The 21,050-nt window shown below is 61.1% G+C and carries 20 protein-coding genes; 4 read left to right on the top strand and 16 right to left on the bottom strand.

Annotation, left to right across the window (positions count from 1 at the left end):
* The first annotated feature begins 74 nt into the window (after positions 1-74).
* The 3 genes from rbfA to truB all read left to right on the top strand — a co-directional run bounded on the left by rbfA (position 75) and on the right by truB (position 2,200).
* The gene (rbfA, locus tag BLT75_RS16580; protein WP_093034260.1) at positions 75-470 is read left to right on the top strand and encodes a 30S ribosome-binding factor RbfA; all 396 of its coding nucleotides are present in this window, start codon (positions 75-77) and stop codon (positions 468-470) included.
* Complete coding sequence (locus tag BLT75_RS16575) at positions 467-1,204, top strand: phosphodiester glycosidase family protein (protein WP_093034257.1); 738 nt, start codon at positions 467-469, stop codon at positions 1,202-1,204. The genes rbfA and BLT75_RS16575 overlap by 4 nt, the downstream gene beginning before the upstream one ends.
* Before the next feature lie 78 nt (positions 1,205-1,282).
* Positions 1,283-2,200 carry a tRNA pseudouridine(55) synthase TruB gene (gene truB / locus BLT75_RS16570; RefSeq protein ID WP_093034254.1) on the top strand — a complete coding sequence of 306 codons (918 nt, stop codon included), beginning with the start codon at positions 1,283-1,285 and terminating at the stop codon, positions 2,198-2,200.
* Between the two features lie 246 nt (positions 2,201-2,446).
* Here the strand turns inward: truB and tpiA are convergent, their stop codons facing one another.
* The 11 genes from tpiA to glpD form a co-directional block, all read right to left on the bottom strand.
* Positions 2,447-3,214 (bottom strand): triose-phosphate isomerase, encoded by a 768-nt coding sequence (tpiA, locus tag BLT75_RS16565; RefSeq protein WP_093034251.1) that lies wholly within the window; start codon positions 3,212-3,214, stop codon positions 2,447-2,449.
* A 108-nt stretch (positions 3,215-3,322) separates the two neighbouring features.
* The gene (gene pyk / locus BLT75_RS16560; RefSeq protein WP_093034248.1) at positions 3,323-4,741 is read right to left on the bottom strand and encodes a pyruvate kinase; all 1,419 of its coding nucleotides are present in this window, start codon (positions 4,739-4,741) and stop codon (positions 3,323-3,325) included.
* A 12-nt stretch (positions 4,742-4,753) separates the two neighbouring features.
* Complete coding sequence (locus BLT75_RS16555; RefSeq protein WP_093034245.1) at positions 4,754-5,899, bottom strand: iron-containing alcohol dehydrogenase; 1,146 nt, start codon at positions 5,897-5,899, stop codon at positions 4,754-4,756.
* On the bottom strand, positions 5,900-7,387 hold the full coding sequence (glpK, locus tag BLT75_RS16550) for a glycerol kinase GlpK (RefSeq protein WP_093034242.1): 1,488 nt from the start codon (positions 7,385-7,387) through the stop codon (positions 5,900-5,902).
* A 137-nt stretch (positions 7,388-7,524) separates the two neighbouring features.
* Positions 7,525-9,243, bottom strand: coding sequence for an ABC transporter substrate-binding protein (locus BLT75_RS16545; protein WP_093034239.1), 1,719 nt, complete (start codon positions 9,241-9,243; stop codon positions 7,525-7,527).
* 87 nt (positions 9,244-9,330) lie between these two features.
* Entirely contained in the window at positions 9,331-9,603 is a 273-nt protein-coding gene (locus BLT75_RS16540; protein ID WP_093034236.1) for a DUF2160 domain-containing protein, read from the bottom strand.
* Positions 9,604-9,626: 23 nt separating this feature from the next.
* Positions 9,627-10,469, bottom strand: coding sequence for a carbohydrate ABC transporter permease (locus BLT75_RS16535; RefSeq protein ID WP_425441144.1), 843 nt, complete (start codon positions 10,467-10,469; stop codon positions 9,627-9,629).
* A gap of 12 nt (positions 10,470-10,481) precedes the next feature.
* Positions 10,482-11,351: a carbohydrate ABC transporter permease gene (locus BLT75_RS16530; protein ID WP_093034230.1), complete on the bottom strand. Its 870-nt coding sequence runs from the start codon at positions 11,349-11,351 to the stop codon at positions 10,482-10,484.
* The gene (locus tag BLT75_RS16525; RefSeq protein ID WP_093034227.1) at positions 11,351-12,427 is read right to left on the bottom strand and encodes an ABC transporter ATP-binding protein; all 1,077 of its coding nucleotides are present in this window, start codon (positions 12,425-12,427) and stop codon (positions 11,351-11,353) included. The genes BLT75_RS16530 and BLT75_RS16525 overlap by 1 nt, the downstream gene beginning before the upstream one ends.
* Positions 12,428-12,438: 11 nt before the next feature.
* On the bottom strand, positions 12,439-13,527 hold the full coding sequence (locus tag BLT75_RS16520) for an ABC transporter ATP-binding protein (RefSeq protein WP_093034606.1): 1,089 nt from the start codon (positions 13,525-13,527) through the stop codon (positions 12,439-12,441).
* A 13-nt stretch (positions 13,528-13,540) separates the two neighbouring features.
* Positions 13,541-15,139 carry a glycerol-3-phosphate dehydrogenase gene (gene glpD, locus BLT75_RS16515; protein ID WP_176828093.1) on the bottom strand — a complete coding sequence of 533 codons (1,599 nt, stop codon included), beginning with the start codon at positions 15,137-15,139 and terminating at the stop codon, positions 13,541-13,543.
* Between the two features lie 255 nt (positions 15,140-15,394).
* Between glpD and BLT75_RS16510 the strand changes: the two genes are divergently transcribed.
* Positions 15,395-16,171: a DeoR/GlpR family DNA-binding transcription regulator gene (locus BLT75_RS16510; RefSeq protein ID WP_093034224.1), complete on the top strand. Its 777-nt coding sequence runs from the start codon at positions 15,395-15,397 to the stop codon at positions 16,169-16,171.
* Between the two features lie 234 nt (positions 16,172-16,405).
* Here the strand turns inward: BLT75_RS16510 and BLT75_RS16505 are convergent, their stop codons facing one another.
* The 5 genes from BLT75_RS16505 to BLT75_RS16485 all read right to left on the bottom strand — a co-directional run.
* Complete coding sequence (locus BLT75_RS16505; protein ID WP_093034600.1) at positions 16,406-18,037, bottom strand: acyl-CoA synthetase; 1,632 nt, start codon at positions 18,035-18,037, stop codon at positions 16,406-16,408.
* A gap of 2 nt (positions 18,038-18,039) precedes the next feature.
* Positions 18,040-18,840: an enoyl-CoA hydratase gene (locus BLT75_RS16500; RefSeq protein WP_093034221.1), complete on the bottom strand. Its 801-nt coding sequence runs from the start codon at positions 18,838-18,840 to the stop codon at positions 18,040-18,042.
* Between the two features lie 22 nt (positions 18,841-18,862).
* Positions 18,863-19,312, bottom strand: coding sequence for an OsmC family protein (locus BLT75_RS16495; RefSeq protein WP_093034218.1), 450 nt, complete (start codon positions 19,310-19,312; stop codon positions 18,863-18,865).
* 23 nt (positions 19,313-19,335) lie between these two features.
* A complete protein-coding gene (locus BLT75_RS16490; protein ID WP_093034597.1) occupies positions 19,336-20,478 on the bottom strand; it encodes a glycine cleavage T C-terminal barrel domain-containing protein in 1,143 nt (380 codons plus the stop codon).
* Between the two features lie 161 nt (positions 20,479-20,639).
* The coding region (locus tag BLT75_RS16485) for an Lrp/AsnC family transcriptional regulator (RefSeq protein WP_143028586.1) at positions 20,640-21,050 on the bottom strand (411 nt) is incomplete at its 5' end.

Raw genomic sequence — 21,050 nt, 5'->3', positions numbered from 1 at the left:
TGTCCTTGGCAATATGCGTCCTAGCCTGTTCGGGGCCGCTTGGCAAAGCCCGGCTTTGGGCGTAGATCGAAACCATGGCAAAGAACAAGTTCCACGATGGCCCCGGCCCGTCGCAGCGGCAGTTGCGTGTAGGCGAAGTGATCCGCCGCACCCTGTCCGAGGTGCTGGCGCGCGGCGATGTGCATGACCCCGATCTCAACCGCCTGTCGATCACGGTTGGAGAGGTGCGCACCTCACCCGACCTCAAGATCGCGACCGCCTTCGTCCTGCCGCTGGGCGGCAAGGGGCAGGAGGACGTGCTGCAACTCCTCGCCCGCAACAAGAGCGAACTGCGTCGCATCGTCGGCAAGAAGCTCGGACTGAAATTTACCCCCGACCTGCGATTCCGGCTAGACGAGACCTTTGACCGGCTCGACGAAACCCGGCGCATGTTCGATCAGGACGCGGTGCGCCGCGATCTTGACGAGTGATCCGCACGGTTGCGGCCTTCCTCGCATTTGTCGTAGCCGGCTCTGCCGCTGCGGTGGACTGCCGTGACCTGACCCATCAGGGCAATCTTTATTCCGTGTGCGAAGTCGATCCGCGCACAGAGGACTTGCGCCTGTTCCTGAACGATGGCGAAGGCCGTCTTCTGGGCCAGTTTTCGGCAGTGGCCTCGGCCCTGCAGACCGAGGGCAAACGGCTGGCATTTGCAATGAACGCCGGGATGTATCACGTCGATCGCTCGCCGGTCGGGCACTACGTGGAAAACGGGATCGAGCAAAAGCGCGTGATCCCGAACGCGGGTCCCGGCAATTTTGGCCTGCTTCCCAACGGGGTATTCTGCATCCGGCCCCAACGCGCGGATGTCATCGAGACGCTGGCCTATCAGGCCAATCAACCCGATTGCACCCATGCCACCCAGTCGGGCCCGATGCTGGTGATCGACGGCGCGCTGCATCCGCGTTTTCTGCCGGATTCGACTTCGCGCTACCTCCGAAACGGGGTCGGCACCAGCGCGGACGGCACGCGCGCGGTTTTTGCGATCTCGGGCAATTCGGTGACGTTCCACGAATTTGCCGGCCTGTTCCGGGATGTGCTGAAAACGCCCAACGCGCTTTATTTCGATGGCAACATTTCGCGCCTCTTCGCCCCGCAACTGGGGCGTTCGGACCCGGGCTTCTCAATGGGGCCGATCGTGGGTGTGGTCGAAGCCGGTTCGTGACCGGCCAGTGTCCCATGCCGATTTGACAGGCTGACGACAATGGGCTAACCGGCGCGCCTTGGATCGAATGAGGACGACATGGCACGCAAACGCAAGGGACGCGATATCTCGGGATGGCTGGTGGTGGACAAGCCTGCCGGCATCACCTCGACCGCTGTCGTGAACAAGGTGCGCTGGGCTCTGGGCGCCAACAAGGCCGGCCATGCGGGTACGCTCGACCCAGATGCCACCGGTGTCCTTGCGATCGCACTGGGCGAGGCGACCAAGACTGTCCCCTATATCACCGATGCGCTGAAAGCCTATGTGTTTACCGTGCGGCTGGGACAGGCAACCAACACCGACGATGCCGAAGGCGAGGTGATCGCCGAAAGCGACCTGCGACCAACCGACACACAGATCAAGGAGGCGCTGACGCCTTTTCTGGGCGAGATCATGCAGGTCCCGCCCAAGTTCTCGGCGGTCAAGATCGACGGGCAGCGCGCCTATAAACTGGCCCGCGAAGATGCCGATTTCGAAATCGCGGCCCGCCCTCTCTGGGTCGAGGAACTGGTGCTGGTGGACCGGCCAGACGCCGATCATGTGGTGCTGGAAATGACTTGCGGCAAGGGCGGATATGTCCGCGCAATCGCCCGTGATCTGGGCGCGGCCCTGGGGTGTTTCGGCCATGTGAGGGAATTGCGCCGCATCTGGTCCGGCCCTTTCGAAGCCGAGGACGGCATCAGCCTCGAGCAGGTCGATGCACTGGCCAAGACGCCCGCGCTCGACGAATACCTGATGCCGCTCGAAGCCGGATTGGCCGACCTGCCCGAACTGAAATGCACACCCGAAGGCGTTGTGCGTCTGCGCAACGGCAATCCCGGCATGGTCTATCCCGGAGACGCCGAATACGGCGAGGAGGCCTGGGCTTCGTTCCAGGGACGCCCGGTTGCCGTCGGAATCTACAAATCGGGCGAGTTGCACCCGGTGAGGGTCTTTGTCACGCCTTCGGAAGGGTAAAGCACCTGTTTTACGGAGATCGAACAGCGTGCGCCCTGATGACCGCACGACAGCTTGTCACCTGCGGAACGGCTTGACGATACGCGCAGGTGCAGGACCGAAACCTGCTGTAACGGTCAACTGCCAAGCACAAGGGAGAGCGGACACTCATACCGACGGCCGCGAGATTCTGGATGATTTGGAAGATTGATCCAAACAACATAGGCGGAGTGGCATATCTTTCCGGACAGGATGTCGGATTAACCTTCACGACATCGGCAACCGCGCCTTGGCAGCCTGTTTGGCAATGTCTTCAAACGACGCGGGCTCAAGCGACGCACCGCCGACCAGAAAGCCATCCACATGTGGCAGCCGCGCAAGTTCTGGCGCCGAATCCGGCTTGACCGAACCACCATACAGCACCGGTATCCGGCAATCTTTCTTATTGAGCCAGTTTGCGATCACACCATGCGCCTCCGCAACCTGATCCGCGGATGCGCTCTGGCCACTTCCGATGGCCCAGACCGGTTCATAGGCGATGACACACAGGAGTTCATTCGCGACCGGCGGCATCGACAACTCCAGCTGCTCGAGAATGACATCAAGGTGCCGCCCCGCATCCCGATCGGTCTTGCTTTCTCCGATGCAAATGATGGGAACAAGTCCGGCAGCAGCGGCGGCGTGCGCTTTGTCGCGCACCGCTGTGCTTGTTTCCCCAAACGCCGCTCGCCTTTCGGAGTGTCCGACGATCACCCAGCGCGCCCCGGCCTCGACAAGCATACCGGCGGACACTTCCCCCGTCCGTGCCCCCGATGGTGCCTCGCTGCAATCTTGCGCGCCAAGCTCCACGTCAACGTCGGACAACGAGACAACACCTGAAGTCAGCAGCACGGAGGGCAGACAGAGGATCCGTTTGCAGCCCGCCGGGCTTTGGGCTGACAACTCTCGAGCGAAATCGCCCAGAAGCGTGCGCGACCCGTTCATCTTCCAGTTTCCGATGACGAGGAACGGCGCATCAGAGGTCACTGTGTTCATTTCCCTACCCCTTTCAGGATCATGCGCAGGAGATTGCGTTCAATCCGATCAGCCCCATTGACTGATACTGTCGCCACACCACCTTTAGCGCTAACATCTTATGCAAAATCAAACTCTCCAAACCCGGAGAATGTTGGTGGTTCCGGCGTCCTCAATCGGCACGCCCGCCGTGAAAACGATTTCGTCGCCTTTCCGGGCAACGCCATGCGTCAGACATTGTGCACAGGCGAACTGTCCCGCCTCCTTGAACCGAGTAGCCTGGGGCACGACCACGCTTTGCAGTCCCCAGACAAGGCAAAGTTGCCGCGCGGTCTGTACGCTGGGCGTAAGCGCCAGAACAGGTTTGCTCGGCTTTTCGCGCGCAACGAGAAAGGCCGTCGTGCCGGACTGCGTGAAGCAGCAGATCGCGGAGATCCGGGCCCGGTCCGAGATTTCCCGCGCCGCAGCCGCAATGGCGTGGGACGTATCTATTTCAGCGAGATCTGGTTCACGCTCCTTCATGAGCGCAGCATATTTGGGATCGGCTTCCGTCTCCCGCGCGACGGCTGACATCACGCTGACCGCCTCTCGGGGGAAGGCGCCCGCGGCGGTTTCCGCCGAAAGCATGACGGCATCTGCCCCGTCATAAATCGCGGTTGCAACGTCAGAGACTTCTGCCCGGGTCGGAACCGGCGCATCAATCATGCTCTCAAGCATTTGAGTTGCGACGACAACTGGCTTGCCGGCAGCGCGCGCCCTGGCGACCAGGCTCCGCTGCACCCGCGGGACCTGATGAACCGGCAACTCGACGCCGAGATCGCCGCGTGCAATCATGATTCCATCGGCCGTTGCGAGGATGGCATCGAAGTTTTCGACCGCCAGCGGCTTTTCGATTTTCGCGATGATCCGTGCTCTGCCCTTCACCAGCGAGGCTGCCTCGGCAATATCCGAGGCTTTCTGTACAAAGGACAAGGCGAGCCAGTCGATCCCCAGTTCACATACGAATTCCAGATCGAGCCGGTCCTTGTCGCTGAGTGCGCTCAGAGGCAACAGAACATCAGGCAGGTTCACGCCCTTGCGGTCCGATATTTGTCCGCCGACCAAGACCTCGCAGGTCGCCGATGTCTCCGAGCACGCGCGCACTTCGAGCCGCAGTTTTCCATCATTCACAAGCACTGTCGAACCCACGTTCAATGCCGCAAGGATCTCGGGATGCGGAAGCTGCACGCGTTCGCTGTTCCCCGGTGCAGGGTTATCGTCAAACGTAAACGTGTCGCCTGGTTGCAGGATATATGTCCCGGCTTCAAATGTGCCGCAGCGGATCTTTGGGCCCTGCAGGTCGGCGAGGATCCCGATGGGACGGCCAAGTTCAGTCTCGATCTCGCGGATGGTTGCATGGGTCTTGGCAATCGTTTCGTGATCGCCGTGGCTCATATTCAACCGAAAGACATTGGCCCCTCGTTCGAATAGTGCCCGGATGACATCTTTGTCGCGGGATGCGGGACCCAGCGTTGCGAGTATTTTTGTGTTCGTTCGGTTGGGTGTCATGGCATTCCAGGTTCAAAAAGCGGCATCAAGGATTTCCCTGAAATCCGACGTTTTCAGAGGAACGGCGTTCTTTGTGCTGGACGAGGCAAAGACTGCCGCTTCGGCAACCGTGTCAAAGCGCGAGACTTCGGCCCCATAGTCCCTCAGTCGCGGAACCTGATGTGTCTGCAGCCAGGCATCAAAACCCGACAAGGGCGCGCTCATGTCTTGGGACGGAAAGGCGTCCGCCAGAGCTCCGATGCAGGCTTCGAGCTTTCGGAACGTGTCAGAGCCGCGCTCTGCTCCGGCGCGGTTCCTAAGCAAGACCGGTCCCAGAAGCCGCCCGCAGAGAAGGCCATGCGGTGCGCCCAGACGCGCCCCCAGTACGGCCGCCAGACCATGCGCCGCGCCCAACCCTCCGTTGGACAGTGCAAGGCCGCTGCTCAGGCTGACCCAGGCAATCCGGTTCCACCCGGCGACGTCACCTCGTTCCACGACAGCGCGCAGCGCTTGTGGCCCAATCCGCACGTTGGGCTCCGTCAATGCGTTGGTGAACGGCGTGGATTTGCAGGATGTATAGGCCTCTATCGTTTGTGTGACTGCATCAAGTCCCGCGCCGAGGATGACGTGCTTCGGCGCCGACGACATGACCGAGGGATCAACAAGCGCCACATCGGGATAAAGACCCTGACCGCGGATACTGGTCTTGGATGTCGCGGTGCCCAGCACCGCATTGCAAGTCACCTCGGCCCCGGTGCCCGCGGTGGTTGGAATGGCGATCAGGGGCAATGACGAAGGGCGGTTCAGCGCCTCTGCATCCAGCGCGCTCAGATCGTCGGGCAATGTGGAGCGGATATCGATGCAAAACCGCAGGGCCTTGGCCGTATCCAGAACCGATCCGCCACCACAAGCAACTATGGCCGACACATCCTTCGGCGCGACCTCGGAGAAGGCGGCGTTGACCGATGCGATGGTCGGCTCTCCCTGGGCCTGGACCTGACAAAAGGCGATGCCCGACGCCTCGAAAACGTCCCGGACGGGTTTCGACGTTTCCGCCGAGGCCCCACGCACGAGCAAAACAAGGCCAGGATGAGCGGGCAAGAGCGATCTCAATGCCTGGATCGCCCCGGTGCCGAACCGCACGGATGTCGGCACATTGATTTGGAAGACCGTCTGCATTCAGAACGCCAAGGTGCTCTCGACAGCGCGGCGCCATGCGCTGTATTTCTCGTCGCGGACGGCTTGTGCCATCTGTGGCGTGAACTCGCGGTCGAGCGCCCAGAGCCTTGCAAACTCGTCCTGCCCCGGCATCGCGCCGACCTGCATACCTGCGAGCCAGGCAACCCCCAGGGCCGTGGTCTCCAGGATCTGCGGCCGGTCAACCGGCCCATTGATGATGTCGGCCAGAAACTGCATCGCCCAGTCCGATGCGCTCATGCCCCCATCCACCCGCAAGACCGAGGCCTGAGCCGCTGGCCCCATATCCGACGTCATCGCATCCAGCAGATCCCGAGTCTGGTAGGCCACGCTTTCCAGTGCGGCCTTGGCGAGTTCGTTGGGACCGGAATTCCGGGTCAGGCCAAATACGGCCCCGCGGCATTCCGGGTTCCAATAAGGTGCACCGAGCCCCGTGAAGGCGGGCACGAGAACGACGTTCTGGGAGGGATCCGCCTTTTCGGCCAGAGGCTGCGTCTCCGAGGCTTCATGAATGATGCGCAACCCGTCTCGCAGCCACTGAACAACGGCTCCGGCGATGAAGATCGACCCTTCCAGAGCATAGGTCGGCGTTCCGTTCAACTGGTAGGCAATCGTTGTCAACAGGCGGTTCTTCGACCGTACCGGCGTGCCGCCCGTGTTCAACAGCGCAAAACAGCCCGTACCGTAGGTGGCCTTGAGCATTCCGGGCTCAAAACAAGCCTGGCCGAGTGTGGCGGCTTGCTGATCGCCCGCGACGCCGCAAATGGGTATCTCGCGGCCGAAGAGGTCCGCGCGGCTTCTGCCGAAGTCGGAAGCGCTGTCCTTGACCTCGGGCAACATCTGCATCGGGATGTCGAAGAGCGCGCAAATAGTGCTGCTCCATCGACCCTTGCGGATATCATAGAGCATGGTGCGCGCGGCATTGGTCGCATCGGTGGCATGAACCTTGCCACCGGTCAGCTTCCAGATCAGGTAGGTGTCAACCGTCCCGAAAAGAAGCTCGCCACGGGCGGCGCGCGCGCGGGAACCTTCGACGTGATCGAGGATCCATTTGAGCTTGGTGGCCGAGAAGTAGGGATCGACAAGTAGGCCCGTCCGGTCGGCGAACATTTCGCCATGACCCGCTTTGCGCAGTTCCTCGCAATAGTCTGCCGTACGGCGGTCCTGCCAGACGATCGCGTTGTAGATCGGTTGACCCGTGGCCTTGTCCCACACGATCGTGGTTTCGCGTTGGTTGGTAATGCCGATCGACACAATGTCCTGCGGTGCCACGCCCGCGCGCTCGATCACGGAACGACAGGTTCCGGCGGAAGAGGCCCAAAGGTCATCCGGGGCATGCTCTACCCAACCGGAGCGCGGAAAGTGTTGGGCAAATTCATCTTGGGACGTCGCCACCAGCCTCAGGTTTTCATCAAAGAGGATCGCGCGTGTGGAGGTCGTGCCCTGATCAACAGCAAGAACGTACTTCATGGGATCTCAACCTTGTCGACTGGCCGCAAGACTTTTGAGCGGTGGCAACACCGCCCTGCTCGGGCTTGAGGTTTGGTGGGATTGTGCAAGGTGGAGCGAGGCGCTGGTGCGCCTCGCTCCTTGGGAAGAAACCCGGATTACTTCCAGGACGCGATCAGCTCGTCATAGCTGACGGTCTTGGGTTCTTCGTCTTCGTTCTCAAGCTTGGCATAAGGCGCGCCGGGCTGGGCGAACCAGTGTTCGGCAGACATCTCTTCGTTCAGCTTGGGACCAATGTCACCCTGGATGCCCGCACGCTCCAGACGCTCCAGAACCCGCTCCTGATCGGCACAGAGTGCATCAAGCGCTTCCTGGGGGGTCTTGGCGCCCGACATGGCGTCGCCGATGTTCTGCCACCACAGCTGGGCCAGCTTCGGGTAATCCGGGACGTTGGTGCCGGTGGGCGACCATGCGACACGGGCGGGCGAACGGTAGAATTCCACCAGACCACCCAACTTGTCCGCACGCTCGGTGAAGCTGTCATGCTGCACGGTCGACTCGCGGATGAAGGTCAGGCCCACGTGGGATTTCTTCACGTCCACGGTTTTCGACGTCACGAACTGGGCATAGAGCCAGGCCGCCTGGGCACGATCCACCGGGGTGGATTTCATCAGCGTCCAGGACCCTGCGTCCTGATAGCCGACCTTCTGTCCTTCCTTCCAGTAGACGCCATGCGGACTGGGCGCCATGCGCCACTTGGGCGTGCCGTCCTCGTTCATCACCGGCAGGCCGGGTTTCACGGTGTCGGCGGTGAAGGCGGTGTACCAGAACATCTGCTGGGCCACGTTGCCCTGCGCCGGGATCGGGCCGGCCTCGGAGAAGGTCATACCGGCGGCTGCGGGCGGCGAGTACTTGTTCAGCCACTCGATGGCCTTGGTCACGGCGTAGACGGCCGCGGGCGAGTTGGTCGCGCCGCCACGGGCCACGCAGGAACCGGTGGGCTGGGAGTTTTCGTTCACACGAATTCCCCATTCGTCCACGGGCAGACCGTTGGGCTCACCCACGTCTCCCATGCCGGCCATCGACATCCACGCGTCGGTGTAACGCCAGCCGAGCGAGGGGTCTTTCTTGCCGTAGTCCATGTTGCCAAAGACTTCGCCTTCGACACCCAGGTGCGACAGGTCGCGGCCGGTGAAGAATTCGGCGATATCCTCATAGGCCGACCAGTTGACCGGAACACCAAGGTCGTAGCCGTAGGCCGCCTTAAAGTCTTCCTGGTTCTTGGGGTCGTTGAACCAGTCATAGCGGAACCAGTAGAGGTTCGCGAATTGCTGGGTCGGCATCTGGTAGACTTTACCGTCCGGACCGGTGGTAAAGCTCAGGCCGATGAAATCTTCCAGATCCAGTGTCGGCAGGGTCACTGCCGCGCCTTCGCCGGACATCCAGTCGGTCAGGTTGCGCACCTGCTGATAACGCCAGTGGGTGCCGATCAGGTCGGAGTCGTTGACATAGGCGTCATAGATGTTCTCACCCGACTGCATCTGGGTTTGCAGCTTTTCGACCACGTCACCTTCGCCGATCAGGTCATGGGTGACCTTGATGCCGGTGATCGCGGTGAAGGCCGGCGCCAGCACCTGGCTTTCGTATTCATGCGTGGTGATGGTCTCGGAAACGACCTTGATCTCCATGCCGGCGAACGGCTTGGCCGCGTCGACAAAGAACTGCATCTCCGCTTCCTGCTCGGCGCGGGAAAGCGACGACAGATCGCCGATCTCCGCGTCGAGGAACGCCCTGGCGGCATCCATGTCGGCAAAGGCTGGACCCGCGAGGACCAGCAGCGCCGCTGTGGTGGATTTGAGGTTGAGTTTAAGGTTCATTGGTTTTGTCCTCCCATTTTGAACCGATGAATGAGGAATTTTTGAACGTGGCCGGATCTCCTCCTGTCCCGGCCACGGAGCCCGTGCCTATACCCAGCGGAAGACCGTGACGGCATAGGCAAGGCAAACGATGAGGGCGTAAGGTTGATGCGCCCCGACGATCCCGAGCCAGGCCAGATTGATGAAGGCCGAACCCAGTAGGGTGATGAAAAGCCGGTCGCCTCTCGTCGTTTCGATCCGAAGAATGCCCGTGCGGGGCGTTTCCGGAAACTTGATCGCGAGCACCGTGAAGGTGATCAGCAGCGTGGCGATGACGGCGAAGAAGATCGCGGTCGGCCAGGTCCATGCCATCCAGTCCATTGGAAATTCTCCCTGTTTCAGGCTTACACGCGGCCCAGGGCAAAGCCCTTGGCGATGTAGTTGCGGACGAAGTAGATCACGAGCGCGCCGGGCACGATGGTCAGGATACCGGCGGCGGCCAGCACGCCCCAGTCGATGCCGCTGGCCCCTTGCGTCCGGGTCATGATCGCGGCGATGGGCTTGGCGTCCACAGTGGTCAGCGTCCGGCTCAGCAGCAGTTCCACCCACGAGAACATGAAGCAGAAGAAAGCGGCGACCCCGATGCCGCTGGCAATCAGCGGTGTGAAAATCTTCACGAAGAAGGCGCCAAAGCTGTAGCCGTCGATATAGGCGGTCTCGTCGATCTCTTTCGGGACACCGCGCATGAACCCTTCGAGGATCCAGACCGCGAGCGGCACGTTGAACAGGCAGTGCGCCAGCGCCACGGCGATATGCGTATCGAACAGACCCACTGAGCTGTAGAGCTGGAAGAAGGGCAGCGCGAAGACCGCTGGAGGCGCCATGCGGTTGGTCAGCAGCCAGAAGAACAGGTGCTTGTCGCCCATGAAGTGATAACGCGAGAAGGCATATGCCGCAGGCAAGGCCACCGCGAGGCTGATCACCGTGTTCAGGCTCACGTAGATCAACGAGTTCACATAGCCCATGTACCAGGCCGGATCGGTGAGGATCGTGGCGTAGTTGGCAAATGTCAGGTCACGCGGCCAGAGCGTGAACTCGTTCAGGATCTCGGTGTTGGTCTTCAGGCTCATGTTCAGGAGCCAGTAGATCGGCAAGAGCAGGAACAGGAGATAGAGAGTCATCACCACGGCGCGGCTGTTGATCTTGGGCAGGGACAGCCCGCGCGATGCGGTTTGGTTTACGGTCATGTCGGCCATCACTCAGCCCTCCCGCTTATCGAGGTTGGTCATCACGGTGTAGAACACCCAGGAGATGAGAAGGATCACGAGGAAATACATGATCGAGAAGGCAGCCGCGGGTCCGAGGTCGAACTGTCCCAGCGCCATCTTGACGAGGTCGATCGACAGCAGCGTGGTCGCGTTGCCGGGGCCACCGCCGGTGACGACGAACGGCTCGGTATAGATCATGAAGCTGTCCATGAAGCGCAGCAGGATCGCGATCATCAGCACGCCCATCATCTTGGGCAGTTCGATGAAGCGGAACACCTTCCAGCGCGAGGCCTGGTCGATCTTGGCCGCCTGGTAATAGGCATCGGGGATGGATTTCAGACCGGCAAAGGCCAAGAGTGCCACAAGCGAGGTCCAGTGCCAGACATCCATCACGATGATGGTGACCCAGGCTGCCAGAATATCCTGCGTGTAGTTGTAGTTGATGCCAAGCGCATCCAGCGTGTAGCCCAGCAGGCCGATATCGACGCGACCAAAGATCTGCCAGATCGTACCCACCACGTTCCACGGAATCAGCAGCGGGAGCGACATCAGCACAAGGCAGAACGAGGACCAGAAACCTGATTTCGGCATGTTCAGCGCCACGAAAATGCCCAGCGGGATCTCGATGGCCAGAATGATCCCCGAGAACATGAGCTGACGGCCGAGCGCGTCCCACATACGTTCCGAGCGCAGCATCTCTTCGAACCATTCGAGGCCGGCCCAGAAGAACTGATTGTTTCCGAACGTGTCCTGAACGGAATAGTTGACCACGGTCATCAGCGGGATCACCGCCGAAAAGGCCACCAGCAAAAGCACAGGCAGGACCAGGAACCATGCCTTTTGGTTGACTGTCTTTTCCATTACGCGGCCTCCCCTTGCACGCGCCAGTCGTTGGCGTAGACGTTGACATGCGCGGCATCGAAGGTGACGCGGTTCATGTCCGCGCTGATGCGGTCGTCTTCACCCGCGATGATGTTGATGTCGGTACCGAAGAACTCGGCGCGGATGATCTTGTGACGACCCACGTCTTCGACACGGCGCACCTTGACCGGAAGGCCTTCGGTCTGCGACAGGCGGGCGAATTCCGGACGAACGCCGATCTCCACCTTGCCGTCCAGTGCCCCGTAGCCCCGCGCCAGCTGCACATAGGAGCCGTTCACATAAGCCTTGTTCCCGTCGATCCGCGCCGGGATCACGTTCATACCGGGCGAACCGATAAAATAGCCCACGAAAGTATGCTCGGGCCGCTCGAACAGTTCTTCGGGTGTGCCGATCTGCACGACGCGCCCGTCATACATGACCACGACCTTGTCGGCAAAGGTCAGGGCCTCGGTCTGGTCATGAGTCACATAAATCATGGTGTGGCCGAAATCGTGATGCAGCTTTTTGAGCTGGGTGCGCAGCTCCCACTTCATATGCGGGTCGATCACCGTCAGCGGCTCGTCAAACAAGAGCGCGTTCACGTCCTTGCGCACCATGCCGCGGCCCAGCGAAATTTTTTGCTTGGCATCCGCTGTCAGTCCGCGCGCCTTTTTCTTCAGCATGTCCTCCATGCCGATCATGCGGGCGATTTCCTGAACACGTTCCGCCACATAGGCTTCGTCCCGGCCACGATTGCGCAGCGGGAAGGCCAGGTTGTCGTGTACTGTCATCGTGTCGTAGACGACCGGGAACTGGAACACCTGCGCGATGTTGCGCTCGGCGGTGGGCGCGCGGGTCACGTCCTTGCCGTCGAACAGGATGCGGCCCTGCGACGGGTGCAACAGCCCCGAAATGATGTTCAAAAGTGTGGACTTGCCACAGCCTGAGGAGCCCAGCAGCGCATAGGCCGCGCCATCGTCCCAGTCATGGTTCAGTTCCTTCAACGCAAAGTCATCCTCGCTGCGCGGATTGGGCAGGTAGGAATGCGCCAGATTATCGAGTGTGATCTTGGCCATTGTGTCCTCCCTCAGGCCGCAAGCGCATAGGCGGCGGGCGCCACGAGCTTGCCGTCCTCGCCGAAAATGTAGACGTGCCGGGGGTCGAGCCAGACACTGAGCTCTTCGCCAAGGGTCAATTCATGAACCCCGTGGATCAGGCCGACCCAGCGTTCGCCATGGTGGGCGAGGTGAACAAAGGTTTCCGATCCGGTCAGCTCGGTCACCGACAACGTCGCCTTGAATTCCATCGCGTCCGCCGTATGCCGGCCGATTTCCAGGTGGTTCGGACGGAAACCGGCGGTGTAACGGCCATCCACCAGCTCGGCGAGTTTGCCGGTGGCTGGCGCGCTTTGACCATTGCCGAACATGATGCGGTTGCCGGTCTTTGAGATCGGCAGGAAGTTCATCGGCGGATCGGAGAAAACGCGTGCGGTGGTGGCATCCACCGGCTGGCGATAGACCGAGGGCGTCAGGCCGAATTGGGTGATGCGGCCTTCCCACAACGTGGCGACGTTTCCGCCCAGCAGAAGCGCCTCTTCCGGTTCGGTCGTGGCATAGACAAAGATCGAGCCCGAGGCTTCGAAGATCTTCGGGATCTCGACCCGCAGTTCCTCGCGCAGCTTGTAATCGAGGTTGGCCAGCGGTTCGTCGAGCAGCACCAGACCGGCGTTCTTGACCAGAGCGCGTGCCAGCGCACAGCGCTGCTGCTGACCACCGGACAATTCCAGCGGCTTGCGCTCAAGCATGGGTGTGAGCTTCATCAGCTCGGCCGTTTCGCGGACGCGGCGATCGATCTCGGCCTTGTCCACACCCATCAGCTTCATCGGCGAGGCGATGTTGTCATAAACGCTCATCGACGGGTAGTTGATGAATTGCTGATAGACCATCGCGACCTTGCGGTCCTGGACACGCTGGCCGGTAACATCCTCGCCATTCCAGAGAACCCGGCCCGTGGCGGGCACGTCCAGACCGGCCATCAGCCGCATCAGAGATGTCTTGCCCGACAGGGTCGGCCCAAGCAGCACATTCATCGTGCCCTTCTCCAGCGTCAGATCCGTCGGGTAGATATGTGTCTGCCCCTCGACGGTCTTTGATACGCCTTTCAGTTCCAGCGTCATCAGGTTCTCCTCCTTATTCCGCTGCCGCGGGCGTGCGATGGCGATGCTGCGCCATCCAATCATCAAGTGCGCGGACTTGCTCGGCGGTCAGCCGCAGCCCCAGTTTGTTGCGCCGCCAGATCACGTCTTCTGCCGTGCGCGCATATTCATATGTCATGAGCCAGGAAACTTCGGCCTCGGTCAGCGTGGCGCCGAAATCCTGCCCAAGTTCAGAAACATGCTTGGCGTTGCCGAGAATGTCGACCGCTTCCGTGCCGTAGGCCCGTACCAGCCGCCGCGCCCAGAAATCGGTCAGAAACGGAAATCCGGATTTGAGTTCCGCGATCAGCCTCGCCACACCGTCCACCGGGAAGTCCCCGCCGGGCAATGGAACGCCGGCAGTCCATTTCCCCTTCGCCAGGGTCAGGTGTTCGCCAATCTTCTCCATCGCGCTTTCCGCAAGGCGACGATAGGTGGTGATCTTGCCACCGAAGATGTTGAGCATCGGCGCGCCCGCGCTGGTGTCTACTTTCAACGTGTAGTCCCGCGTCGCCGCCGTGGCGCTGCTGGCGCCGTCATCGTAAAGCGGGCGCACCCCGGAATAAGTCCAGACCACGTCGTCCCGCGTCAGTTGCCGCTTGAAATACTGGTTGGCAAAGCTCAGCAGATAGTCCTGTTCTTCCGGGGTGCATTCCGGTCTGACCGACGGGTCGGCATGCTCGGCATCGGTCGTGCCGATCAGGGTGAAATCCGTCTCGTAAGGGATGGCGAAGATGATCCGCCCGTCCGTGCCCTGAAAGAAATAGCACTTGTCGTGATCATAGAGCTTGCGGGTCACGATATGGGAGCCGCGCACCAGGCGCACGCCTTCGCGTGAATTCAGCCGCACCTTGGTCTGGATGATGTCGCCGACCCAGGGGCCACCGGCATTGACCAGCATGCGCGCATGAAAGGTTCGCAACTGGTTGTTTTCGGTATTGCGCGTTTCGATGCGCCAGACGCCATTTTCGCTCGATGCGCTGATAACCTGCGTGCGCGTCATGATCTGCGCGCCGCGCGCTTCGGCATCGCGGGCATTGAGCACCACTAGGCGGGAATCCTCGACCCAGCAGTCGGAATATTCATAAGCCCTGGCAAAGCGCTCCTGCAGCGGCGCACCTTCCTTTGTCCCAGTCAGGTCAAGCGTATTCGTCCCCGGAAGGATTTTGCGCCCCCCCAGGTGATCGTACATGAACAGTCCCAGCCGGATCAGCCAAGCGGGGCGCCGTCCCTTCATCCAGGGCATGAAAAGGCCAAGCAGCTTGGACGTCGGCGTGTCCGATTCAAAGCGCATATCTACATGATAAGGAAGCACAAACCTCATCGGCCAACTGATGTGCGGCATCGCCTTCAACAGCGTCTCACGCTCGATCAGCGCCTCGCGCACCAAACGGAATTCGAAATACTCGAGATACCGCAATCCGCCATGGAAGAGTTTCGTGGACGCAGAGGATGTGGCCGAGGCCAGATCGTTCATCTCAGCCAGACCGACAGAGAGCCCACGCCCCGCCGCATCCCGAGCTATGCCGCACCCGTTGATGCCGCCGCCGATGATGAATAGGTCCAGTGCCCCAGTTTGTCTGGAATGTTTCACGCGAATCTCCTCCAAGGCGCGTTTATGTTCTATTTTTGACAAGCGACGCAGCGTTAGGCAAGCACTTTTGTTCGGTTTTGTTCGATTTTTGATTAATACAGTTATATCAGATGGTTATTTGTCAATTTTCGGCCCTATCACACTGGAAATTGTGTGCTTTTACGAAAATTGATTTGCTAAAATGTTCGTTTCTGGCAAAAGTCGGTCCAGACCGCGTACAGGCACCCATCGAACCGGGGATTCGAAAAACCAACCATGTCTCAAACATTCCGCCACCCCGAAATTCTGGAAATCGCGCGCACCGACGGCAAGGTTACCGTCGAAGGTCTCGCGGATCATTTCGGAGTCACCCTGCAAACGATACGACGCGACCTGAAGGATCTGGCGGATGCCGGAAAGCTTGAGCGCGTCCATGGCGGCGCCGTTCTGCCCTCTGGCACGACAAATATCGGCTACGAAGAGCGCCGTTGGCTGAATCAGGAAGCCAAGACCAGGATGGCAGGCGTGTGCGCCGCGCGTATTCCCAACAATATTTCCCTGTTCCTGAATATCGGTACGTCGACCGAGGCCGTGGCGCAGGAACTGATCCAGCACAAGGGCTTGATGCTGGTGACGAACAATATGAACGTGGCGAACATCCTTGTTCAGAACCAGGATTGTCAGATCATCGTGACCGGAGGACATCTCCGCCGCACGGATGGCGGCCTCATCGGAACCATTGCTGAAAACTCGATCCTGCAATTCAAGTTCGACTTGGCCGTCATCAGCTGTTCCGCGCTCGATCAGGACGGAGACATGTTGGATTTCGACGTCCAGGAGGTGAGCGTGAGCCGCGCCATTATCCGGCAGTCCCGAAAGGTCTTCCTGGTCGCAGACCACACGAAATTCTCAAGGAGCGCGCCTGCGAAGATCGCGTCTCTTGCAGATGTCGATGTTCTTTTTACGGACAGGAAATTGTCACCGCAGTTGCTGGCCGCCTGTCGGGGTTGGAATACAGAGGTGGTCGTGGCCGAAAGCAGGGAAGGGATCTAGATCCCATTGACCCGGACAACCAACGCGCGCTCGCCTGATTTGCATGCGGGCCAAGGTTCTTGGCCTGCTTGACGCGATCCGGGAATACCTGAAAATGCATCATCGCCAATGTCCGAAAGCGTTGAGCGCCACGGTGCATTGGCGATGCGGGGTTTCCCCCAAAAGTTTCCTGGTCATCCAGAACGGCTGTCTAGAATGCAGTGCACTCCATTGGCTGGAGTGCTGCTCCCCCGATCAGGAGGCGATTTCCCGTGCCTGCTCGCGCAGGGTAAATTTCTGGATCTTTCCTGTCGAGGTTCTGGGTATTGCGGTGAACACGAATCTGCCCGGAACCTTGTAGGGAGCAAGCTGTTCGCGGCACCAGGCGCGCAAGGCTTCGGTATCGGCCTGCTGCCCCTCGGCCAGTTCGACGAAGGCGCAGGGCGTTTCGCCCCATTTTTCGTGGGGCATGGCGACGACAGCCACGACGGCGACGGCCGGATGGCGATAGAGCGCCTCTTCGACCTCGATCGACGAGATATTCTCCCCGCCCGAGATGATGATGTCCTTCGATCTGTCCTTGAGCTGGATATAGCCGTCTGGATGCATGACACCCAGATCACCCGAATGGAACCAGCCGCCGGCAAAGGCTTTCCCGGTGGCTTCGGGGTTTCGGAAATAGCCCTTCATCACCACGTTGCCGCGGAACATCACCTCGCCCATGGTCCGGCCATCGCGCGGCACCGGCAGCATGGTTTCGGGATCGAGCACGTCGAGCCCTTCCAGCGGCAGGTAGCGCACACCCTGGCGCGCCTTGAGCGCCGCCTGTTCGGGCTTGGGCAGGTCGGACCAGGTTTCGTGCCAGTCATTGACCACTGCCGGGCCGTAAGTTTCGGTCAAGCCGTAAAGATGTGTCACGTCGAAGCCGGCTTCTTTCATGTCGGCCAGCAGCTTTTCGGGCGGCGGGGCGGCGGCGGTAAAGAACTGCACGGTCCGGTCGAGCTGGCGCTTTTCCGCCTCCGGCGCCGAGATCATCAGCGACATCACGATCGGCGCGCCGCACAGATGGGTGACACCCTCGTCCGCGAGTGCGTTCCAGATCGGCGCGGCCCGCACCTGCCGCAGGCAGACATGGGTGCCGATGATCGCCGACAGGGTCCAGGGGAAACACCAGCCGTTGCAATGGAACATCGGCAGGGTCCACAGATAGACCGCGTGTTTGCGCATCGAGGTGGTCAACGCATTGCCTTGCGCCAGCAGATAGGCGCCGCGGTGATGCGAGACCACGCCCTTGGGATCGCCCGTGGTGCCCGAGGTGTAGTTGATCGAGATCGCGTCCCATTCGTCCTGCGGCATCAGCCAGGCATAGTCGGGGTCGCCGCCGGACAGAAAAGCCTCGTAATCCCCTGCTTCGACCTCGACGCGCGCACCGTCATATTCGGGGTCGTCACACTGGATCACCAGCGGGGACACCTCGGCCAGGGCCAGCGCCTCCTGCATAAGCGGCATGAATTCGCTGTCCACGATCACCACTTTCGACATCGCGTGATCCAGCTGGAACGCGATGATGGCCGCATCGAGCCGAGTGTTGATCGAGTGCAGCACGGCACCGCACATCGGCACGCCATAATGGCATTCCAGCATGGCCGGTGTGTTGGGCAGAAGCGCCGACACCGTATCGCCGCGCCCGATCCCTTGCCCGGCCAGGGCCGAGGCCAGCCGCCGCGAACGGGCGTAGAACTCGGCATAGCTGCGCCGCAAGGCACCATGCACGATGGCGACATGATCGGGAAAGACGCTGGCAGCCCGTTCGAGGAACGTCAGTGGCGTCAGCGGCTGGTAGTTTGCCGGGTTGCGGTCGAGACCGGTGTTATAAGGATTGGCCATGTTCAGGCATCCTGCCATTGGGGGCTGCGTTTTTCGATGAAGGCGCCGATACCTTCTTCGGCGTCGCGGGCCAGCATGTTCTCGACCATGACGCGGGTGGCGTAATCGTAAGCCTCGCCCAGGGTCATCTCGCGCTGCGCATAGAAGGCGCGCTTGCCGGTGGCGAGCGTCATGCTGGACTTGGCCGCGATTTTCCCGGCGATTTCCAGGGTGGTTCCGCGCAGCGCCTCGGGCGATACCACCCGGTTGACCAGACCGATCTCGGCAGCGCGGGCAGCGGGCGTCATGTCGCCGATCAGCAGCATCTCCATCGCGTGCTTGTTGCCGACATTGCGGGACAGGGCGACCATCGGGGTCGAACAGAACAGGCCGATATGCACGCCCGGCGTGCTGAACTGCGCGGTATCCGCCGCAACCGCCAGATCGCAGCTGGCGACCAGCTGGCAGCCCGCCGCCGTGGCAATCCCCGCGACCTCGGCAATCACCGGTTTGGGGCAGGTGATGATCGCCTGCATCGTGTCCGAGCACATCCCCAGGATCCTGGTGAAATAGGCCCGCCCGCGGTCGGGACCGGCCCGGCCGGCGGTCATTTCCTTGAGGTCGTGACCGGCGCTGAAGGCGGGTCCGTTCGCGGCCAGGATGATGACGCGCACCGCCGGATCGGCCCCGGCCTCGGCGAAGGCCGTGCCAAGCCGGGTCAGCATCGCCTCGGACAGGGGATTGCGCCGGGCGCCGTCATTCAGGGTCAGGCGCAGGATGCCCTTGTCATCCAGATCGTGCAGAAGGATATCGTCGGCTTGCATTGGTGGCGTTCCTTGGACGGGGTTACAGGATGTTGACGTCGACACTGTCGGCGAGCGTGTTGGCGATGAAGCAGTAGCGATGCGCGCGGTCCTGCATCTGGTCCATTTCCTCGTCGCCGACCTGAAAGCCGGTGTCGAAGCGGACCACCGGGTGCAGGTCAATGCGTGTCACCGACATTTGCCCCCGAGGGTTCTTGCCCAGGTGGGCGACCGCGTGATCGTGATAGCTGGCGACCGGCCATCCGGCCTTGGCCGCCAGCGCCAGGAAGGTCATCATGTGGCAGCTCGACAGGGCCGCGGCCAGCGCCTGCTCGGGATTGGTGTTGGCCGGATCGCCGCCCCAATCCGGGGCGGCATCAGCCATGACATCGAAGCTGCTGTTGTACTGCACCATGTGCTCGGCCGAATAGGCGCCCGGCTTCAACTCGGGCGTGGTGCGGTGCCAGTGCAACTGGATGGAAAGGTCAGACATCTCGCGTGTCTCCCGTTTTCCGCTCAGGCCACGGCCAGCGATTTCTTGGGGTCGTAGAAGGGGACTTCCACAACCGTGGCGCGGACCGGTCCGGACGCGGTGACGACTTCCAGTTCGGTGCCGATCCCTGCGTTGTCGACAGAAACCATCGCCAGGGCGATGTTCTGCTCCAGGCGCGGCGAATAGATCGCGGATGTGACCTTGCCCACCGGTTCGCCATTCCGGTTGATCGCCCAGAACGTGGTGTTCGGCCCCTTCAGCGGCTCGCCGCCGATGACCAGGCCCACCTGCTTGCGGCTGACACCCTGTTCCTTGATGCGGCGCAGCGCGGCCTTGCCGATGAAGTCGGCTTCCATGTCCAGGTTGATCAGCCGGTCAAAGCCCAGTTCGAACGGGTTGGTGTTGATATCGGCATCGGCATGGTAGGACAGCATGCCGCCCTCGATCCGGCGGATCGACGAAGTATGGCCCGGCTGCAGGTTGAACGGCTTGCCCGCCGCCATGATCTTTTCCCACAGCTCGTCGCCGCGCGATCCGTCCTGCAGGTAGAGCTCGTAGCCCAGCTCGCTCGACCAGCCGGTGCGCGACACGATCAGCGGAATGCCGTCCAGTTCGACCGCGCGCAGCCAGTAGTATTTCAGATCCATGATGCTTTCGCCGAACAGCGCACGCATGATCTCGCCCGATTTCGGACCCTGCAACTGCAGGGGCGAGACATCGGGTTCGCCAATCTGCACATCCATGCCCGAATGCACCGCCACACCCTGCGCCCAGAGCAGGATGTCGCTGTCGGCCAGCGAGATCCAGAAGTGGTTTTCCGCCAGCCGCAGCAGGATCGGGTCGTTCAGGATGCCGCCGTCGGCATTGGTGATCAGGATGTACTTGCACTGGCCCACGGCCATTTTCGAAAGATCACGCGGGGTGAGCATCTGCACGAACTTCGCGGCGTCGGGCCCGGTGATCTCCACCTGGCGCTCCACCGCCACGTCGCACAGGATCGCGTCGTTCACGAGGTTCCAGAAGTTCTGTTCCGGATCGCCGAAATCGCGCGGGATGTACATGTGATTGTAAACCGAGAACCCCTTGGCACCCCAGCGCACGGTGGCGTCGAAATAGGGAGATTTGCGGATCTGTGTGCCGAACCCGAAGCCGTCTGATTTCATCATTTCTTTCACCCTTTGCACCGCCGGGCCGGTCAGCCGCGGACTGTTTTGAACTGGGTGAGAATTACTCGCACAGACGGGCCGGGCGTGGACTGAAAACAGGCCTTGGAGAGACCAAACGGACTGATGTCCGACAGGCCGGCAGACTTTTCAGACGGGTTTCGTCATTTGCCGGATTTGGCCGCCAATCGGGCAAGATTCGGCTGGGCGGATTTGACATGGCGCGTCACGATGTAGGTCATGTAGCGGTCAATCCCAAGTTCGGCCGCAAGCAGGGTTTCCATCAACTCCTGAAAAACCGCCAGGTTCGGGGTGAATACCTGGAGGACATAATCCATGCCGCCGCCGGTGGCGATGCATTCCGTGACCTCGTCCAGCGCCCGAATATGGCCCTCGAAGCGGTCGAAATCAGACTTGCGGTGATGTGTCAGCGAAACCGTCACGACGACCTGGGTGAAATCGCACACGCGATCAAGCGCGATATCCGCATGATAGCCGCGTATGAAACCCCCGGCCTTCAATCTTGCAAGGCGGGCCAGACAAGGCGTCGGCGACAAATTGACAATCTCCGCCAG

Source organism: Ruegeria marina (assembly GCF_900101475.1).
Lineage (GTDB): Bacteria > Pseudomonadota > Alphaproteobacteria > Rhodobacterales > Rhodobacteraceae > Ruegeria_B > Ruegeria_B marina.
Note: the sequence above shows the minus strand (reverse complement) of the source record. Positions and strands in the feature narration are given on the sequence as shown.

Excerpts from the sequence above, each read along its gene's own strand:
- BLT75_RS16505 (WP_093034600.1), bottom strand. The coding sequence starts at position 18,037 with ATGGCCAATCCTTATAACACCGGTCTCGACCGCAACCCGGCAAACTAC.
- BLT75_RS16555 (WP_093034245.1), bottom strand. The coding sequence starts at position 5,899 with ATGCAGACGGTCTTCCAAATCAATGTGCCGACATCCGTGCGGTTCGGC.
- BLT75_RS16540 (WP_093034236.1), bottom strand. The coding sequence starts at position 9,603 with ATGGACTGGATGGCATGGACCTGGCCGACCGCGATCTTCTTCGCCGTC.
- pyk (WP_093034248.1), bottom strand. The coding sequence starts at position 4,741 with ATGACACCCAACCGAACGAACACAAAAATACTCGCAACGCTGGGTCCC.
- BLT75_RS16500 (WP_093034221.1), bottom strand. The coding sequence starts at position 18,840 with ATGCAAGCCGACGATATCCTTCTGCACGATCTGGATGACAAGGGCATC.
- BLT75_RS16535 (WP_425441144.1), bottom strand. The coding sequence starts at position 10,469 with ATGACCGTAAACCAAACCGCATCGCGCGGGCTGTCCCTGCCCAAGATC.
- BLT75_RS16530 (WP_093034230.1), bottom strand. The coding sequence starts at position 11,351 with ATGGAAAAGACAGTCAACCAAAAGGCATGGTTCCTGGTCCTGCCTGTG.
- glpK (WP_093034242.1), bottom strand. The coding sequence starts at position 7,387 with ATGAAGTACGTTCTTGCTGTTGATCAGGGCACGACCTCCACACGCGCG.
- tpiA (WP_093034251.1), bottom strand. The coding sequence starts at position 3,214 with ATGAACACAGTGACCTCTGATGCGCCGTTCCTCGTCATCGGAAACTGG.
- BLT75_RS16545 (WP_093034239.1), bottom strand. The coding sequence starts at position 9,243 with ATGAACCTTAAACTCAACCTCAAATCCACCACAGCGGCGCTGCTGGTC.
- truB (WP_093034254.1), top strand. The coding sequence starts at position 1,283 with ATGGCACGCAAACGCAAGGGACGCGATATCTCGGGATGGCTGGTGGTG.
- BLT75_RS16510 (WP_093034224.1), top strand. The coding sequence starts at position 15,395 with ATGTCTCAAACATTCCGCCACCCCGAAATTCTGGAAATCGCGCGCACC.
- BLT75_RS16495 (WP_093034218.1), bottom strand. The coding sequence starts at position 19,312 with ATGTCTGACCTTTCCATCCAGTTGCACTGGCACCGCACCACGCCCGAG.
- BLT75_RS16490 (WP_093034597.1), bottom strand. The coding sequence starts at position 20,478 with ATGATGAAATCAGACGGCTTCGGGTTCGGCACACAGATCCGCAAATCT.
- BLT75_RS16520 (WP_093034606.1), bottom strand. The coding sequence starts at position 13,527 with ATGACGCTGGAACTGAAAGGCGTATCAAAGACCGTCGAGGGGCAGACA.
- BLT75_RS16525 (WP_093034227.1), bottom strand. The coding sequence starts at position 12,427 with ATGGCCAAGATCACACTCGATAATCTGGCGCATTCCTACCTGCCCAAT.
- rbfA (WP_093034260.1), top strand. The coding sequence starts at position 75 with ATGGCAAAGAACAAGTTCCACGATGGCCCCGGCCCGTCGCAGCGGCAG.